The 16,140-nt window shown below is 67.4% G+C and carries 14 protein-coding genes; 12 read left to right on the top strand and 2 right to left on the bottom strand.

The genetic code is table 11. The features are described from left to right. The first annotated feature begins 164 nt into the window (after window positions 1–164). Genes E1263_RS28270 through E1263_RS28230 form a run of 9 tightly spaced genes read left to right on the top strand, consistent with a single transcriptional unit; the run spans window position 165 to window position 9,528 of the window. Window positions 165–1,694, top strand: coding sequence for an ABC transporter substrate-binding protein (locus E1263_RS28270; RefSeq protein WP_202869086.1), 1,530 nt, complete (start codon window positions 165–167; stop codon window positions 1,692–1,694). After that, the gene (locus E1263_RS28265; protein ID WP_132172763.1) at window positions 1,695–2,633 is read left to right on the top strand and encodes an ABC transporter permease; all 939 of its coding nucleotides are present in this window, start codon (window positions 1,695–1,697) and stop codon (window positions 2,631–2,633) included. Next, entirely contained in the window at window positions 2,630–3,430 is an 801-nt protein-coding gene (locus E1263_RS28260; protein WP_132172761.1) for an ABC transporter permease, read from the top strand. The genes E1263_RS28265 and E1263_RS28260 overlap by 4 nt, the downstream gene beginning before the upstream one ends. Further along, window positions 3,427–5,013 carry an ABC transporter ATP-binding protein gene (locus E1263_RS28255; RefSeq protein ID WP_238161594.1) on the top strand — a complete coding sequence of 529 codons (1,587 nt, stop codon included), beginning with the start codon at window positions 3,427–3,429 and terminating at the stop codon, window positions 5,011–5,013. The genes E1263_RS28260 and E1263_RS28255 overlap by 4 nt, the downstream gene beginning before the upstream one ends. Beyond that, window positions 5,010–6,062, top strand: coding sequence for a pyridoxal-phosphate dependent enzyme (locus E1263_RS28250; protein ID WP_202869085.1), 1,053 nt, complete (start codon window positions 5,010–5,012; stop codon window positions 6,060–6,062). The genes E1263_RS28255 and E1263_RS28250 overlap by 4 nt, the downstream gene beginning before the upstream one ends. Window positions 6,063–6,072: 10 nt before the next feature. After that, entirely contained in the window at window positions 6,073–6,828 is a 756-nt protein-coding gene (locus tag E1263_RS28245) for a phytanoyl-CoA dioxygenase family protein (protein WP_238161592.1), read from the top strand. Beyond that, window positions 6,825–7,628 carry a Rossmann-like domain-containing protein gene (locus tag E1263_RS28240; RefSeq protein ID WP_132172757.1) on the top strand — a complete coding sequence of 268 codons (804 nt, stop codon included), beginning with the start codon at window positions 6,825–6,827 and terminating at the stop codon, window positions 7,626–7,628. The genes E1263_RS28245 and E1263_RS28240 overlap by 4 nt, the downstream gene beginning before the upstream one ends. Then, window positions 7,625–8,836 (top strand): MFS transporter, encoded by a 1,212-nt coding sequence (locus E1263_RS28235; protein ID WP_238161591.1) that lies wholly within the window; start codon window positions 7,625–7,627, stop codon window positions 8,834–8,836. Before E1263_RS28240 ends, E1263_RS28235 begins: the two co-directional genes overlap by 4 nt. 20 nt (window positions 8,837–8,856) lie before the next feature. Then, entirely contained in the window at window positions 8,857–9,528 is a 672-nt protein-coding gene (locus E1263_RS28230; protein ID WP_132172755.1) for a DUF1707 SHOCT-like domain-containing protein, read from the top strand. 3 nt (window positions 9,529–9,531) lie between these two features. Here the strand turns inward: E1263_RS28230 and E1263_RS28225 are convergent, their stop codons facing one another. After that, a complete protein-coding gene (locus E1263_RS28225; RefSeq protein ID WP_337590289.1) occupies window positions 9,532–11,070 on the bottom strand; it encodes a dolichyl-phosphate-mannose--protein mannosyltransferase in 1,539 nt (512 codons plus the stop codon). A 185-nt stretch (window positions 11,071–11,255) separates the two neighbouring features. Here E1263_RS28225 and rsmI point away from each other — a divergent pair, with 185 nt between their 5' ends. Next, a complete protein-coding gene (gene rsmI / locus E1263_RS28220) occupies window positions 11,256–12,107 on the top strand; it encodes a 16S rRNA (cytidine(1402)-2'-O)-methyltransferase (RefSeq protein WP_132172751.1) in 852 nt (283 codons plus the stop codon). A 28-nt stretch (window positions 12,108–12,135) separates the two neighbouring features. Then, window positions 12,136–13,701, top strand: coding sequence for a methionine--tRNA ligase (metG, locus tag E1263_RS28215; RefSeq protein WP_132172749.1), 1,566 nt, complete (start codon window positions 12,136–12,138; stop codon window positions 13,699–13,701). Here metG and E1263_RS44235 read toward each other — a convergent pair. Then, entirely contained in the window at window positions 13,698–14,936 is a 1,239-nt protein-coding gene (locus E1263_RS44235) for a helix-turn-helix transcriptional regulator (protein ID WP_132172747.1), read from the bottom strand. The genes metG and E1263_RS44235 overlap by 4 nt on opposite strands. Window positions 14,937–15,079: 143 nt before the next feature. Here E1263_RS44235 and E1263_RS28205 point away from each other — a divergent pair, with 143 nt between their 5' ends. Then, window positions 15,080–15,991 carry an NADP-dependent oxidoreductase gene (locus tag E1263_RS28205; protein WP_132172745.1) on the top strand — a complete coding sequence of 304 codons (912 nt, stop codon included), beginning with the start codon at window positions 15,080–15,082 and terminating at the stop codon, window positions 15,989–15,991. The last annotated feature ends 149 nt before the right edge of the window (window positions 15,992–16,140 follow it).

The raw sequence follows: 16,140 nt of genomic DNA, 5'->3' as shown, positions 1-16,140 counted from the left end.
TCGGGCGGCGTGGCGGGGGTGGTGACGGGGAGTGGTCGCGGACGGAAAGTCTGGGACACGCCGTCACGGAGAGCAGTCGGCGGCTGCGGCGGAAAGAATGAGGGCGTCCCGTTCAGATGCGCGCTGAATTGACAATCGTTTTCACTATCGTGAGGATGGTCTGCGTGTCTGATGCGCTGAATCGACGTGGATTTCTGGGCCTGGCCGGCGCGTTGGGGGTGGCGGCTCTGAGTGGTTGTGGGGGCGGTTCTGCGTCCTCGCAGCCGACGGCGGGTGGTCGCCTCCGGGCGGTGTACGCCGGGGGTGGGGCGAAGGAGGTGCTCGACCCGCATGTGCAGAGTTTGTTCGTGGACATTGCGCGGCACAAGGCGATGTACGAGAAGCTGGTTGAGCTCGGGCCGGATCTGAAGCCGGTCGCGCGGCTTGCGGAGAAGTGGGAGCACGACGGCAAGGCGCTGACCTGGCGGTTCACGCTGCGGGACGCGACCTTCCATGACGGCGCGAAGCTGACCGCGGAGGACGTTCTGTACAGCCTCGCGCGGATCGCGGATCCCGCCGTACCGGATCGGGTGGCGCAGTCGTCGTTGGCGACGCTGGATCTGCGGCGGTCGAAGGCGGTTGATCCGCGGACGGTCGAGCTGGTGCTGGCGGCGCCGAATGCGGAGTTTCCGGCGTTGCTGGCCGGGATCGGGACGCAGATCGTGCGGGACGGGTTCAATGATCCGACGAAGCCGAACGGGACCGGCGCGTTCAAGTTCGTGTCGTTCGACGCCGGGCGGTCGATGGTTGCCAGCCGGTACGACGGTTACTGGGATGGCGCGGCACGGATCGAGGAGCTGCACGTGCTGTCGGCCGATGCCGAGGCGCGGGCGAACGCCGTACAAGGTGGTCAGGCGGAGTATGCGAACGACATGACCGCGACGTTCGCGCGGACCGCCGAGGCCGGCAAGTCGGTGCGGATCGTGGCTGCGAAGGCGAGCACGATGCAGGCGTTCGTGATGAAGGTGGATCAGGCGCCGTTCGACAACCCGGATGTGCGGCTCGCGTTCAAGTTGCTGGCGGATCGGCAGCGGCTGGTCGACGTCGTACTGGCTGGGCGGGGGACTGTCGGGAACGACCTGTTCGGTAAGGGATTCCAGTACTACCCCGAGGATTTGCCGCAGCGGGAGCGGGATGTTGACGAGGCCAAGGCGTTGCTGAAGAAGGCCGGGCTGGTCAACAAGGAGATCGAGATCTTCACGGCGGATGCGTCGGCGGGATTCGTCGAGGCGGCGACGCTGTTTGCCGAGCAGGTTGCGGAGGCCGGGGTCAAGCTCAAGGTGACCACCGGGAGCCCGCAGACCTACGCGAAGGACCTGCTGACGAAGGGTGCCATCGGCAACCACCGGTCGGGCGCGATGCCGATCCCGCAGTACGTCGTCGATCGGTTGCTGTCGAAGTCGCCGTTCAATGTGACGCATTGGCGCAAGCCGGCGTTCGATGCGGCGTTTGCCGCCGCGCAGGTGCAGACGGATGAGGCGGCGCGGTCGGCCAAGTACGGCGAACTGCAGCGGACTCTGCATGACGACGGCGGAATACTGGCGTGGGGCCTGCCGGACTACCTGGTCGCGGTCTCGCCGAAGGTGCAGGGGGTGCAGGCGGTGCCGCCGAACACCGTGGACTTCGGCCGGTTCGACAAGGTGTGGCTGGCCTGAATGCGGTCGTACGCCGCTGGGCGGGCCGCACTCGCCGTCGTCCAGCTCGCGGTGCTGTCCGTGCTCGTCTTCATCCTCACGTCATTGCTGCCGGGGGACGCGGCTGACCTGCGCTTCACCGAGACGCTGTCGCCGGAGCAAGTGGATCGGTTGCGCGAGCAGCTCGGGTTGGATCAACCTGCCCCTGAGCGCTTCGTACACTGGTTTTCCGGTGTCCTGTCCGGGGATCTCGGTACGTCGCTCATCAGCGGCGGTCCAGTCAGCTCGATCGTGCGGGATTCGGTCGGCGCTACGCTGGTGCTGACGTTGGCGACCCTGGCTGTCGTGGTTCCGCTGGCTGTTGCCCTCGGCATCTTGATGGGAACGCGCGAGAACGGGCGGCTCGATCGCGCGATCACCTCGGTGACGCTGGCGCTGAGCGCGATCCCGGACTTCGTGATCGCCGTCGTACTGATCGCCGTGTTCTCGCTGAAGCTCGGCTGGCTCCCGGCTACCTGGATCGGCAGTTCGTTGCTGGCGTCCCCGATCCTGCTGGTGCTCCCGGTGACAGTGTTGCTGGGTCGCACAGTTTGCCTGTTGTCCCGCCAGGTCCGCGCCGGCACCATCACCGCGTTGAATGCCGAGTACGTCGTCCAGGCCCGCCGACTGGGTATCCCGCGACGCCGGTTGTTGCTGCGGCACGTGCTGCCGAATGCCGCCGTACCGGGGGTGCAGGAGCTGGCGCGAACCGGCGACACACTGCTCGGCGGAGTCCTCGTCGTCGAAGCGATCTTCGCCATCCCAGGTTTCGCGACCGCGCTGGTGGACGGCGTCGAAACCCGAGACATCCCAACAGTCCAAGGCCTGACCCTCGTTCTCGCCGTCGCCGCGCTCCTCATCAACCTCGTCGCCGACTTGGTCTGCAACCGCCTGGTCCCGCGAACGGAGCTGCTCCGATGAGGGCCCGGATTCCGTTGGCGATCTCGGTGGTACTCGTCGTCGTGCCGCTGTTCATCGCTCTCTTCGGGCCGCTCATCTCGGTGGACGCCAGCAAGGCCGGTCTGCCGTACGCACCTGACGGGATGCTCGGGACGGATGGGTTGGGACGGGACGTGCTGGGGCTCTTGCTGGTGGGTGGGCGGACGGCGCTGGGGATGGCGTTCGGAGCTGTAGTGATCGCTTACATGGTTGGCGGGCTGATCGGGCTGGTGGCTGCATCCACCCGGCATCGGTGGCTGGACGAGCTCTTGATCCGGCCGCTGGATGTGTTGCTGCCGTTGCCGTCGCTACTGGTGATCAGCGTGGTTGCGGTGGGATGGCAGGCGTCCGCGTTGGCGATCACGGTGGCGGTTGCCATGGTGAATGTGCCGACCGTCGCGCGGTTGGTGCGGGCGGCCGCGCTGGACGCTGCAAGCTCGCCGGTGGTCGAGGCGCTGCGGATGCAGCGTGAGTCGTGGGTGACCATCCAACTCGGGTACGTCGGTCGTGCGGTCATCGGTCCAGTCGCAGCCGACATCGGTACCCGCATCACGCTCGCCGTGTTCTTGGTTGCCTCGGTCAACTTCCTAGGTCTCGGGCTGAGCCCGACCGCCTCCGATTGGGCCGTCAGCGTCTCCCGCAACCGCGAAGGACTGCTCCTTCAGCCGTGGTCGGTCCTAGCGCCCGCCCTCCTTCTAGTCTCCTTCACCCTGGGCTTCAACCTCCTAGCCGACCGCCTGGTTCACCGAACCCGCCGTCTGGCGGTGAGCCCCGCATGAACATGTCGGAGAAGGCGGGAGCGCCTGCTGTGGTCGCACGGGTGCGCGGGCTCGGGGCCTTCGCGGGCTCGGCGGTTCTGGTGGACGGCGTCTCCTTCGATGTTTACGCCGGTCAGGTGACCGCACTCGTGGGCGCTTCCGGGTCGGGGAAGACGACTTCGGCGCTTGCTCTCTTGGGGGAGAGCGGTAGCGGCGTGCGGCTTGAGGGCGAGGTGATTGTCGACGGCGAGACTGTTGTTGACGGCAACGGTGTGACTGCGGCGGCTTCACGGCTTCGGGGGCGGATCGTTGCTTACATGCCTCAGCATCCCGGCAGCGCGCTCAATCCGGCGCGGCGAGTGGGGGCGACCCTCAAGGAGCTCGAGCGGTTGCATCATCCGGGGCAATCCACCGTGGAGGATGCGCTCAGGGGAGCGCAGGTTCCCGGGGACCGTGGGACGCTCAAAAGGTTTCCGCATCAGTTCTCGGGCGGGCAGCGGCAGCGGGTGGCGCTGGCGCAGGCGTTGACCTGCCGCCCCAAGGTGCTGGTGCTGGACGAGCCGAGCACCGGCCTTGACTCGATCACGAGGCTGCAGCTTGCCGGTGAGCTGAAGGAGCTCGCCGAAAACGGCCTCGGCATCCTGTTGCTCAGTCACGATCTCGGGCTGGTCCGCGAGCTCGCGACGCACGTCGTCGTACTGAATGCCGGCCAAGTGATCGCCTCCGGCGGCACCGAGGTTCTCCCACCCAGCTGGGAACCGCAGTCAACGGGAACCACCACCCCCGGCCAACCGTTGCTCCAGGCAATGAACCTGTCTGCGTCGATCCGCCCGAGGGGCCGCATCCCGGTCCTGCACGGAATCGATCTGACTGTCGAGTCAGGCAGCAGCGTCGGCATCGTCGGTCGCTCCGGTAGTGGCAAGACGACCCTCGCTCGCTGCCTCGCCGGTCTGCACGAGCGCAGCACAGGACGAGTACAACTCGACGGTGAACCACTCCCCGTCCTTCGTAAACGCACCCGCGAGCAGAATCGCCGGGTCCAGTACGTCTGGCAGGAAGTCCGCGGCTCCTTCGACGAGCGCCGTACGGTCGATCAACAAGTCGCCCGCACAGCCCAGCGCCTCCGCGGCCTGGCCCCAGACCGCGCCCACGCCGAAGCCGTTGCCACGCTGGCGAGACTTGGCGTCTCGGCGATCACGGCGGCCCGTCCACCCAGTCGACTCTCCGGCGGCGAACTCCAACGCGCGGCCTTGGCGCGAGCAGTCTTGGCCGAGCCCGACGTACTGATCTGCGACGAGATCACCACCGCACTCGACGACGACGGTACGGCGCTCGTCGTCGACCTGCTCGCCGAACTGAAGAGCCGCGGTACGGCGCTCGTCTGGATCGGGCACGACCTTGGCCTGGTGGCCGCCGTCACCGATCACGTGCTGGTGATCGACGACGGCCGGATCGTCGAGCAAGGCCCACCCGCGACCGTGATGACCGCACCACACCATGAACTGACCCAGCGGCTGGTGAGCGCAGCCCAGCTGGGTCGGAGCGAGACTCCGCCCACCCCGCCCTCCGATACTGCCGACACGAGGAGCGAACCGCGGCGATGAAGTCTGCGCGACTGCACGACCATTTGGCCGAGGCGATCAAGGACCCGGACCCGATCAGGGTCGGGGACGACCTGATCTGCCTGCGGTTCGAGACGATGAAGGTGCACTCCGCGCTCGGCGCCGTCCGGCATCTGCTGGAGACCGGTGCGGTCCGGCCGGGGGACACGCTGATCGACAGTTCGAGCGGGATCTATGCGCATGCGCTCGCGCTGGCCTGTCATCGCTACGGGATGCGATGTCACATCGTCGGCTCGACCACGGTGGATCGGACCCTCAAGATCCAGTTGGAGATCCTCGGCGCGACCGTCGAACAGGTCCCGTCCTCGAACAACCTGCACCTGGACCAGAACCTGCGCGTTCGCCGGATCGGCGAGATCCTGCGCGACAACCCGTCGTACCACTGGATGCAGCAGTATCACGACGACATCCACTACCTCGGGTACGGCGCTGTGGCCGACCTGGTCGCGGATCTCGTTCCAGACGGTCCTATCTGCCTGGTCGGCGGCGTCGGAACCGGCGCATCGACCGGCGCGATCGCGGAGTATCTACGCAATCGCGGGCGCGACGTGAACCTGGTCGGCGTTCAGCCCTTCGGGAGCATCACGTTCGGGGCCGGGCATACCAAGGATCCGGAGATGATCATCGCGGGGATCGGGAGCTCGATCGAGTTCCGCAATGTGCGGCATGAGCTGTACGACCGGCTGCACTGGGTGTCGTTCGACTACGCGATGTCCGCGGCCGTGGACTTGCTCCGGACCTCCGGTGTCTTCGCCGGGCTGTCGGCCGGAGCGGCGTACCTGACTGCGCTGTGGGAGCACAACTGCGACAGCGCGCGCACCCACGTGTTCCTGGCCGCCGATACCGGCACCCGGTACGTCGACTCTGCTTTTTCCCGGTATGCCGAGGCGTTGCCGATGGCGTCGATGCGGCCGCAGGAGATCGACTCGCTGGATGAGCTCGCCGTGCCGTGGTCCGCGATGTCGTGGGATCGCCGGCAGCCTGCGGCGCTGCGGCGCGAGGAGTTTCCTTCCGCGACCCCGTCGCATTAACGTAGGTGAGGTGACGGGGTATGTGCTGCTCGAATCGTTGTTCACGGCCACTGAAGTCGAGCGCCTGCGCGCGGTGGCCGAGCAGGTGCATGTCGACGTCGTTGCCGCAGCCGAAGCGGGTGAGACCGACGTGACGGTGTGGCCGGACGGGCACCGGCTGGAGAAAGTCCGCGGTACGACGATCCACTGGGAGCCGGATGCGGTCGGCAAGGCGGTGCGCAGCCTGTCGCCGGTGTCGCAACTGCACCCGGCGCTGGATGCCTTGTGGGACGAGTCGCGGCTCGTTGACCCGATGAGTGCGCTGATCGGGGCGCGGGCCGGTCGGTTCGTGGCGAAGCTGAACTTCAAGCGGGCCGGGGTCGGCTCGGAGTTCGCCTGGCATCAGGACTTTCCGTACTGGTACTGCTGCGCCGGCGACGCCGCGTACGACATCGCCACCGCGATCGTCATGCTCGACGACAACACCGTGGCGAACGGTGCCATGACGCTGATCCCCGACAGCCCTGCCGAGGGCCCGGTACGGCGGGATCCGCTCGAGCCGACCGGTTTGCTCGTCGACCCAACCGCCGTCGACGTGTCCCGCGCGGTCACTGTCGAGGCGCCGGCCGGTTCGGTGCTGATGTTCCCCGGGCTGATGGTGCATCGGTCCGCGCCCAACCGCACTGCCTCCGACCGCCGCTCACTCCTGTACTGCTTCCAGCCAACTGGTCGCCCCGAGTTGTCCGCCCTCACGTACGACCCCGAAAGGCTGGCCGCCCTGCCATGACCGTTTCCGAACTCACCCAAGCCGTCCTTGCCGGTCACCACGGTCCCGACCCGGCCACGCTCTCCATCACCAGCGCCTTCTGGCTGCACCACACAACACGCCTCCCGGGCGCCGACGTCACCTATCGCAACTACTACGTTTTGCTCCGTGTCGGCGAGGTCTTCGGCGCCTGCTCCTTCGAATCCGGCGAGCTCGATCCGGCCTACTGCGCAGAGACGTCCGGTCGCACGCTGGCCGACGTACTGGAATCCGATGACCCACTGCCCGTCCGCATCGCCGCGCTGGACGCCTACCTCGCCGCAGTCGAGCCTCACCACTTGGCCGCGAGAGCCGAGGAAGTCATCCTTCCAGCCGGTACGCCGGACATCCGCGCCCGCGCGCGTGATGCCGCAGTGGCCGGCCTGCTCGACGTTGCCGACGGCACCAAGGTCGCGCTGATCGGGGTCGTCAACCCGCTCGTCGATGCGATCACCGAACGCGGCGGCATTTGTCTGCCCTGCGATTTCAACCTCCGCGAGACTGCCTCCGGACTGCCGGTCTCCCGCGACATGATCGAGGTTATCGATGCCGCCGATGCTGTTGTCGCGACCGGAATGACCTTGTCCAACGGCTCTTTCGACATCCTCCTGAGTCGTTGCCGTGAGCAATCGAAGCCACTCGCCATCTATGCTCAGACCGGAAGCGCCGTGGCCCGCGCCTTCCTCGGCTTCGGCGTCACTGCCCTGTCGGCGGAACCCTTCCCCTTCTCGCAGTTCTCCGCCCGCCCCACGTCCCTCTACCGCTACAGGACCGATCTATGACCACCACCTCTTCCCTGCAAGAAACAGAAGTGCCGAGCGATTGGCGGATGGCTCGGCGGCTCTGGCCGTTCCTGCTGGCCTCGACCGTGAGTCTGATTCCGTTCACGGTCTTCGGGATGTATCTGGTGCCGATCGCGGCAGCGGCGGACGGCAAGGTGGCGGAGATCGGCGGGCTGCGGGGGCTCGGTGGTCTGGCTGCTTTGGTTGTCGGGTTCGCATTGGCGCCGTTGATCGATCGCTTGGCGCGTGAGCTGGTGGCGGCCTGTGGGCTGGCGTTGCTCGGCGTCTCCGCGCTATTGGGTGCTATCGGCAACGTTTGGGCCTTGGCCGCGTTCTGTTTGTTGATCGGGGCATCGACCTCGATCCTCGGCCCGTCGATCGGGGCGGCGGCGGCCGACCGGTTCAACACCCCGGCCGCGGCTGGGCGGGCGGCGACTTTGGTGTCCGCGACCACGTCGGCAATGGCAATGCTCGCTGCGCCGGTGCTCGCCGTACCGGGGATGTTGTGGGGGTGGCGTGGAAACTTGATCGCTGCGGCGGTTGTGTCGTTGACGTTGTCGGCCGCGTTCTTCTGGCGCGGTCGTGGCCGGAAGGCGCCGCTGCGTGCTGACGGTGCGCCGCGGATGAGCTACCTCGCGACGTATCGCGAGCTGGGGCGGATTCCGGGCGCCGTACCGCTGCTTGTTGTCGCGATGCTGCGGACGGCTGCGTTCATGGGGTATCTGGCGTATCTGGCGGCGTTCTATGACGACAAGTTCGACCTGGCGCCGGGCTGGTTCGCGCTGGTGTGGTCGCTGAGCGGGGCCTCGTTCTTCCTCGGCAACCTGCTGATCGGTCGCTACCTCTCGACGGACCGGCCGTGGATCGGGCCGGAGCGGATGCTGCTGCTCGGCCTCGGCGTCGCGCTCGTCAGCATCGCGGCGTTCTACTTCTCGCCGACCCTTCCGCTGACGCTCATGCTGACCGCGCTGATGGGCGCCAGTCACGCCACCGTCGCTGCCTGTGTCACCACTCTGCTCGTACGGCGAAGTGGCGACCTGCGCGGATCGGCGCTCAGCGTGAACGCGGCCGGGATGAGCATGGGGACGTTCCTCGGCGCCGGACTGGGCGGACTCGGGCTCGGCCTCGGTGGTTACCCCGGGACGGCCCTGACTTTCGCCTCAATCACCCTGGTTGCGGTCCTTTGCGCACTGCGCGTGCGCCGTTAGGCGATATATCGTCCTGTCTTATGGAGAATCTGCCCGACCGCCCGAATCCGCATGCGCATCTGCGCGCGTCCGATATCGACCGTGACCAGGTCGTCGACGTACTGCGGGACGCGCTGATGACGGGCCGGCTGACCCAGGACGAGCACGCCGAACGGCTCGAGCATGCCCTGCAGGCCCGCACCCTCGGCGAGCTCGAGCCGATCACCAGTGACCTCCTGCAGCACCCGATGCCGCTCAGCGCACCGCCCGTGCCGGCCCGGGTCGCGTCGAACAGCCCGGTCCCGATCGAGGAGCCGGCCAACCCCGACGACAGCTTCACCACCTTGGTCGCGATCTTCGGTGGCGTGGAGCGCAAGGGCAGTTGGCGGGTGAAGCGCCGTACGAATGCCTTTGCGGTGTTCGGCGGCCAGGACCTCGACATGACCGATGCCGTCTTCGAGGGCCGCGAAGTCACCATCTGGGCCTTCGCCGTCTTCGGCGGGATCGACGTCACGGTCCCCGAAGGTGTCACCGTCCGCAATGAAGGCGTCGGCATCTTCGGCGGCTTCGCCGCCAACGGCAGCGACACCCCGCACCCCGACGCACCCACCGTCGTCGTCAAGGGCCTGGCCCTCTTCGGCGGCGTCGGCGGCCAGTCCGCCGCCAAACGCCACAAGAAGCGCTTCAAAGGCCACGGCCAACTCGGCCACTGACCTTTAGATCCAGGTCTTGAACCACATCCGGCTGAGCCAGTCGGGGTGGGGGAGGACCTGGTCGGTCAGGATCGGCCAGATGTAGGCGAAGTTGAGGACGACCAGGACGACGAAGGCGCCGACGATGGCGCTGCCGATCAGGCGGCGGGGGGCGGCCGTGCCTTCGAGGGTTTTGGCGGGGCCGAGGATTTTGCCTAGGACCAGTGCCACCGCCATCACGGTGAAGGGGATCATCGTGACGGCGTAGAAGAAGAAGATCGGCCGGTCGTCGTAGGCGAACCAGGGCACCCAGCAGGTGACGAAGCCGATGATCGGGATGCCGAAACGCCAGTCGCGTTGAGCGATCCACAGGACGACGGCGGCCAGCAGGGCCAGGGAGCCGGCCCACCACAGGACCGGCGTACCGATGGCGGAGATCACCGAGAGGCAGTTCGAGCCGGCGGGCGGGTTGCAGCCGGTGGTGCCGGGTTTGATGTCGTTGACGGCGTCGAAGCCGATCGGGCGGGCGATGATCGGCCAGCCGGCCGGGTTCGAGGAGTACGGGTGGGTCGCCTTCTTGATGTAGTCGCCGGTGTGGAACTCGTAGACCTCCTGGTGATAGTGCAGGAGGGACCGGAAGTCGTCGGGGACGACCTTCATAATTCCGGTGGCTGGGTTCTTCGAGGCGTAGTCGTGGTCGTAGGCGTTGTCGTGCAGGAGCCAGCCGGTCCAGGTCGCGGTGTAGGTGATGATCGCGACCAGCACGATGCTCAGGAACGCCGGTACGCCGTCGACCAGCACCGACTTCACGAATGCGAACCGACCGCCGAGCGCGCGACGGGCGCCGAAGTCCCAGGCGAACACCAGGATGCCGAAGGCGGCGAGCACCCAGACCGCGGACCACTTGGTGCCGAGCGCGAGCCCGAAGCAGACACCGGCCAGGATCCGCCACGGCCGGATCAGCAGCCAGCGGCCGAACTTGCCCTGCTCGTCGGGCTGCAGCGAGTCGGCGTGCCGCCGACGGGTCCAGTCGCGGTCACAGACCAGGCAGGAGACCGCCGCGACCAGCCAGAACGCGAGGAACACGTCGAGCAGCGCGACCCGCGACATCACGAAGTGCAGACCGTCGACCGCGAGCAGCAGACCGGCGATCGCGCCGATCAGTGTCGAGCGGGTCATCCGCCGTACGGTCCGGATCACCAGGAGAACAGTGAGCGTGCCGAAGAGCGCCGGCATGAAGCGCCACCCGAAGGGCGTCATACCGAAGAGCTGCTCGCCGGCCGCGATCATCCACTTGCCGACCTCAGGGTGCACGGTCAGGCTCGGAGTCGGCTCGAAGACGTTCAGGTTCCCGGCCAGGATCGCCTTGTCGGCGGCACCCTCGGGATTGTTGATGAACTGCCGCGCGTACCCGAACTTGAGCAGGCTGTACGCGTCCTTGGCGTAGTACGTCTCGTCGAAGACGAACTTCACCGGGTTGCTCAGGTTCCAGAACCGCAGGAACCCGGCCAGCACGGTGATCGCGAGCGTCGCGATCCACCCGCCCTCGAAGTCCTTCGGCATCGCCGGATACAACCGCTCCCGCAGCGACGGCAACCGCCGTCCGAGCACATCCCTGCCCAGCGCCTCGCGCTCCTCGGCAGTGTCCTCCCGCCGCGCAGTCCCGTCCTCGATCAAGGCAGTCACGCCCGCCATCGTACGGAGCCCGGAGTCACACCGCCTCCTCCCCTCGAACGAATGCTGCGATGATGGCCGGTGTGACCGGGCGATTGGTGTTGGCGGGGACGCCTATTGGGGACTTCTCGGATGCTTCGCCTCGGTTGGCGCGGGTGTTGAGTGCGGCGGATGTGGTGGCTGCGGAGGATACGCGGCGGCTGCGGCGGTTGACGACTGATCTGGCGATCACGCTGAGCGGGCGGGTGATCAGCTACTTCGAGGGGAACGAGCGGGAGCGGACGCCGGAGTTGCTGGCGGCGCTGCAGGCTGGGCAGACCGTGGTTGTGGTGACCGATGCGGGGATGCCGAGCGTTTCGGATCCCGGTTACCGGCTGGTTGCGGCGGCGATCGAGGCTGAGATCGAGGTGACCGCCGTACCGGGGCCGTCGGCGGTGCTGACCGCGCTGGCGTTGAGTGGGTTGCCGGTGGATCGGTTCACGTTCGAGGGGTTCCTGCCGCGGAAGCAGGGGGAGCGGTCCAAGGTGCTGGCGGCGCTGGCGGACGAGCCGCGGACGATGGTGTTCTTCGAGGCGCCGCACCGGCTGACCCAGTCGCTCGAGGCGATGGCCGAGGCGTTCGGCGGCGATCGCCGTACGGCGGTCTGTCGTGAGCTCACGAAGACGTATGAAGAGGTCAAGCGCGGCCCGGTCGCGGATCTCGTCACCTGGTCGAAGGACGGCGTACGGGGTGAGATCACCGTCGTTGTCGCCGGTGCGAGCCCGGATCGCATCCTGACGGCCGAGGATCTCGCGCGCGAGGTCGCGACCGATGAAGAGGCGGGCACGCCGCGTAAGCAGGCGATCTCCGACGTCGCCAAGCGGTTCAACGTCCCGAAGCGGACGGTGTACGACGCCGTACTGGCTGCGCGAGACCCCGGTAAATAGGACTGGCTCGCACCACTACCCTTGAGACATGTCCGACAAGGCCTATTACGTCACCACCCCGATCTACTACGTCACGGCACCGCCGCACATCGGCAGCGCCTACACGACGGTCGCCGGGGATGTCCTGACGCGCTGGCACGCACAGCGCGGTGAGCAGAAGTGGTACCTGACGGGTACCGACGAGCACGGCGAGAAGGTGTTGCGCAGCGCCGAGGCGCAGGGCATGTCGCCGCAGGATTGGACGGACAAGCTCGTCGAAGAGGCCTGGAAGCCGGCCTGGGTCGACATCGACGTCCAGTACGACGACTTCATCCGGACCACCGAGCCGCGGCACACCGAGCGCGTCCAGGAGTTCGTCCAGAAGCTGTACGACCAGGGCGACGTCTACAAGGGGCAGTACGAGGGCCTGTACTGCGTCGGCTGCGAGGAGTTCAAGCTCCCGGCCGACATCAAGACCGCCGAGGACGGCACCCAGCTGTGCCTGATCCACGGCACCGAGGTGGAGACGCTCTCGGAGACCAACTACTTCTTCAAGCTTTCCGCGTACGCCGACCGGCTGCTCGCGCTGTACGAGTCGCAGCCCGGCTTCGTGGCGCCGAGCAGCGCGCGCAACGAGGTGATCGCGTTCGTCAAGCAGGGTCTGCAGGACCTGTCGATCACCCGCTCGACCTTCGACTGGGGCATCCCGGTCCCGTGGGACGAGAAGCACGTCCTTTATGTCTGGGTCGACGCGCTGCTGAACTACGTGACGGCCGCCGGGTACGGCGCTGATCCGGAGCGTTTCGAGAAGCTCTGGCCGGTGAACGTTCACCTGGTCGGCAAGGACATCCTGCGCTTCCACGCAGTGATCTGGCCGGCGATGCTGATCGCCGCGGGACTGCCGGTGCCGCAGCAGGTCTTCGCGCACGGCTGGCTGCTCGTCGGTGGCGAGAAGATGAGCAAGTCGAAGCTCACCGCGATCGCCCCGCACGAGATCACCGACCACTTCGGCTCGGACGCCTTCCGCTACTACTTCCTGCGGACGATCCAGTTCGGCTCCGACGGTTCGTTCTCCTGGGAGCACCTGAGCGCGGTCTACACCTCCGAGCTCGCGAACGGCCTGGGCAACCTGGCCAGCCGCATCGCCGCCATGGTCGGCAAGTACTTCGACGGCTCGCTGCCCGAGGCGACTGACCACGGACCGGCCGAGCAGGCGCTGGCCGACAAGATGGCCCAGGCGGTTGCGACGGCTGAGCAGGCGATCGAGACCCTCGCGTTCCACGACGCGCTGGCCGCGATCAACGACCTGGTCGGCGCGGTCAACGGCTACGTCTCCGAGCAGGAGCCGTGGAAGGTGGCCAAGGACGACTCCCAGCGGGAGCGCCTCGCCACCATCCTGTACTCATCCGCCGAGGTTCTGCGGGCGGTCGCCGTACTGCACAACCCGACGATGCCCAAGGCGGCCGCCAATCTGTGGCACCTCCTTGGTGCGGAGGCGAAGCTCGGCTCCCTGGCCGACCAGCGCGTCCAGGACGCCGGCACCTGGGGCCAGCTCCCGGCCGGCTCAGTGCTGACCAAGGGCGACCCGCTCTTCCCGAGGCTCGAAGAGGCTTAAGCCACGGTTGTTGCGTGATAGAGCGCAGCGGCCTGAGTTCGCGTGGCCACATCCAGTTTCGTGAGGATGTTGGCCACGTGGAACTTCACTGTCGATTCGCTGATGTGGAGTTCGTCGGCGATGGAGCGGTTGCGCGAGCCTTCCGCGATGCGCTCCAGAACCTCTATTTCCCGGGAGCCGAGAGCGGCCAGCGGGTCCTCGAGCGGTTGTGGGGTGGCGCTGGCTTTGAGGGCGATGCGGGCGGTCAGGCCCCAGCCGGGGACAGCCTCCAGCTCTAGCTGGCCGTCGCCGAAGCGGAGTCGCTCCGAGAGCTGACCAAGCACCAGTACGCCGTTCAGCTCGCCGGGACCGTCATCGCGAACCGTCGCATGGAGGTCGGTCCCGTCCCATTGCCAGCCGACGCGGATTCGCCGTACCGGGTCTTGGGTGAGCATGGCGAGGACGACTGAGCGGACCGCCACCCGGGCGGAGTGGGCGAGCTCGCCGGGGACCAGCTTGTCGTTGCCCGGGGCATCGAGTTCCAGGTCGACGGTGGTGTGGCGGAGCAGGCCGCGGAGCGAATCGGCCAGCCGGTCGAACGCCTTACCGGCCGGCTCTTCACCGTGGTAGCGCTGGTCCTGCCGAGTGTCGGTCCGCAGCTCCGACAAGGCGTTGAGGGCCAGCTCGACCGCGTTGTTCCGGGCGGTCGCGTCGTCGACCCGCTGGTTTCGCAGTACGCCGAGGAGGGTGGCGAGCGTGGCTGCGTGGGCCTCGCCCAGTTCCGCGGCAACCTCGAACCGCGCTCCCGCGACGGCCCGGGACTGGGCGGTCACGCTGGGCTCGCCGCTCAAGGTCAGGCGGTACATGTGGATCGTGATGAGGTCCCACAGCGGCTGGATCAACGCATCCACGTCAGGCGTGGCGTTCTTCTGCAGGAGCAGGAGGACCGAGCCGCGCGGGGCGCGATCGCTGGCGACAGCGAGCGCGTGGTGCTCCTCGTCGGCGATGGTCAGCACGCCGTGCCAGGGGCGGCCGGCGGTCACGGTACCGAGGAGACCGGCCAGCTCGGCACCGGTGATCGCCCGGGCGAGCGTCGGCTCGCCGTACGTGTAGACCGGGGTGGTGGCGCACTGGCTGGCCAGCTGGGCGACCGCGCGGTGCGGGATCACGTCTTTGAGCGCTGCCGACAGCCTGTGCAGCAGCTCGTCCGGCGGACCGTCGAGGATCTGCGCCGCGACCGCGAGTACATCATGCATGGCTTCGAGCGTACGTCGGTTGATGCATCTACCCGGCTCGCCTTTCGGGCAGTGGACAACTGTCCGTTCGGCCAGTCGGGAATAACGCTCCCTGGTAGAGCATTCAATTGAAGCATCAAGCAAATCTTCTGGAGGTAGGAATCATGCAGGCGGTTGTGTTCGAGGAGTTCGGCGGTCCCGAGGTACTGGCGGTCCGCGACGTACCGGAGCCGCACGCAGGGGCCGGTCAGGTTCGGATCAAGGTCCACGCCGCCGGCGTGAACCCGCTGGACTGGAAGATCCGCCGCGGCTACTTCCAAGGCATGATCGACGTCACCTTCCCGGCGACGCCGGGTGTCGAGGTCGCCGGTGTGGTCGACGAGGCCGGCGAGGGCGCCGCCTTCGCGGTCGGTGACGAGGTCGTCGGCTGGGGCGCCACCGGCGCGTACGCCGAGTATGCGATCGCCGACAACGTGACGCTGAAGCCCGCGGGTCTTTCGTGGGAGCAGGCCGTCGCTCTGCCGGTCGCAGGTGAAACCGCCCAACGCGTGCTCGACCTGCTCGGCGTGAAGTCCGGCGAAACCATCCTGATCCACGGCGCAGCAGGAGCCGTCGGTTCGATCGCCGTACAGCTCGCGGCCGCCGCAGGCCTGACTGTGGTCGGCACGGCCTCCCCGCGCAATCACGACTTCGTCCGCTCGCTGGGCGCAACGCCGATCGAGTACGGCGACGGCCTCGTCGATCGCGTCCGCGCAGCCGCACCCCAGGGCATCGACGCAGCCTTCGACACCGCAGGCCAGGGCGGCCTCAAGGAGTCGATCGAACTGCTCGGCGGCCCCGAGCGCGTCATCACGATCGCTGACTTCAGCGCCGGTGAGCTCGGCATCCACGCCTCGGCTTCGGGCACCGCCACCCCGGAAGAGGTGCGCGCCGGCCTCGACGCCCAGCTCGCCGCAGCAGCCTCCGGCAAGCTCACGGTTCGCGTCGCCGACACCTTCAGCCTGGCCGACGCGGTCAAGGCCCAAGAGATCAGCGAAGACGGCCACGCTCAAGGCAAACTCATCGTCCAGCCGTAGTCGGTGAGCAGAGCCGGACCGCCCCCACTCACAGTGAGAATGGTTGGCGTGGTCCCGCAGCGGTCTTCCTGACTCACCCACTCACTGACTTCGGGTCTTCAATTGGATCTGTCGGTCGACTCGCTGCGGGACCACGTCTGCACCCACCC

It is taken from the genome of Kribbella antibiotica (assembly GCF_004349055.1).
Lineage (GTDB): Bacteria > Actinomycetota > Actinomycetes > Propionibacteriales > Kribbellaceae > Kribbella > Kribbella antibiotica.
Note: the sequence above shows the minus strand (reverse complement) of the source record. Positions and strands in the feature narration are given on the sequence as shown.